Source organism: Phytoactinopolyspora endophytica, from assembly GCF_004138495.1.
Taxonomy (GTDB): domain Bacteria; phylum Actinomycetota; class Actinomycetes; order Jiangellales; family Jiangellaceae; genus Phytoactinopolyspora; species Phytoactinopolyspora endophytica.
This window is the reverse complement of sequence record NZ_ML142851.1, coordinates 118,468-119,876: the sequence shown is the minus strand read 5'-3', so window position 1 is coordinate 119,876 and position 1,409 is coordinate 118,468. Positions and strand designations below refer to the sequence as shown.

The window sequence follows — 1,409 nt, the reverse complement described above, 5'->3', positions numbered from 1 at the left end:
TCGTGTACGACGACCTGCCCATAGACGCGCTCGATGACCACCTCGATGAGATCCTCTCCAGCGCCTACAGCGTGAGTCTGTTCACCCGGTGGCGCGAGCCCCGGTTGGAGCTCGTCTGGGTGAAGCACCGTACGGACCAGGGTCCCTGGCCCGTCGGGAAGTCGTGGTTCGGGGCCCGGCAGGCCGATGCCGCACGGCATCCGGTCCCGGGGATGCCGGCAGAGTATTGCACCGAACAGCTAGGAGTGCCGGGACCCTGGCACGAGCGCCTTCCTCATTTCCGGCTGAACTTCACACCGAGCGCGGGTGAGGAGGTGCAGTCGGAGTACTTCGTCCCACGTGAGCATGCGGCCGAGGCGATCCGTGCCCTCAACGGCATCCGAGAGCGGATCTCACCTTTGCTTCAGGTCTCCGAGATCCGCACCATCGCCGCCGACGACCTGTGGATAAGCCCCTGCTACCGGCGCGACATGGTCGGCTTCCATTTCACCTGGGTCAAGAACCCTGCTGCCGTGCTCGAGGTGCTCCCGTGGATCGAAGGCGCGCTCGACCCGTTCGGCACCGTTCCGCACTGGGGCAAGCTGTTCACGATGCCACCGCACACCTTGCGCTCCCGGCACCCGCGGCTATCCGACTTCCGAGAACTGGCGCGTTCCTACGATCCAGCGGGAAAGTTCCGCAACGAGTTCGTCAACCGCTACATCTTCGACGGCTGACCGGAGTCTGAGCGCCCTCGGAGAGTCATGTGCGTACAGTGGACGCAATGGCGCGTACGTCGTACGCTTTAGCCATGAAGATTCTCGTCACAGGTGCGACCGGTAGTGTCGGGCGACGCGTCGTCGATCAACTCTTGGCTGCAGGCGCCGACGACGTCCGTGCCCTCACCACCAATCCACGCAAAGCCGCCCTCCCGCCCGAGGTTGAGGTCGTCCGGGGCTACATTGGGCGGCCGGAGAGCATGCCGCCCGCACTCGAAGGCGTCGACCGGATGTATCTCGCACCCGCCCCGGAGACCACCTTCGAGGTCGCCTCACTCGCGGCGCAGGCCGGTGTGGGGCGCATCGTCGACCTGTCGGGACCGAAGGACAGCTGGTGGGGCGCCGTCACCGACGGCGTCGAAGACGCGGGCGTGCGGTGGACCCATCTATGGCCCGGTGAGTTCATGGAGAACAGCACAGTCTGGGCTGATCAGATCCGGAAGACCGGCGCCGTCCACGACGCCTATCCCGACGCCGCCAACGCCCCGATCGCCATGGACGACGTCGCCGCCATCGCAGCCACGACACTGCTGGAAGACGGCCACGCGGGCAAGGCTTTCGAGCTCACCGGGCCCGAGACACTTGCCCGGCGGGAGCTGGTCCTGGCCATCGGGCAGGCCTTGGGACGTGACGTGCCCGTCATCGAGGTCA

2 protein-coding genes are annotated in these 1,409 nt (G+C 66.3%); both read left to right on the top strand.

The window, feature by feature from the left end:
• Nucleotides 1-716: D-arabinono-1,4-lactone oxidase (locus ELR45_RS40485; protein WP_276320646.1), on the top strand; the 716-nt coding region annotated here is incomplete at its 5' end.
• Nucleotides 717-790: 74 nt separating this feature from the next.
• A partial coding sequence (locus ELR45_RS06445; RefSeq protein WP_205856139.1) for an SDR family oxidoreductase occupies nt 791-1,409 on the top strand: 619 nt, incomplete at its 3' end.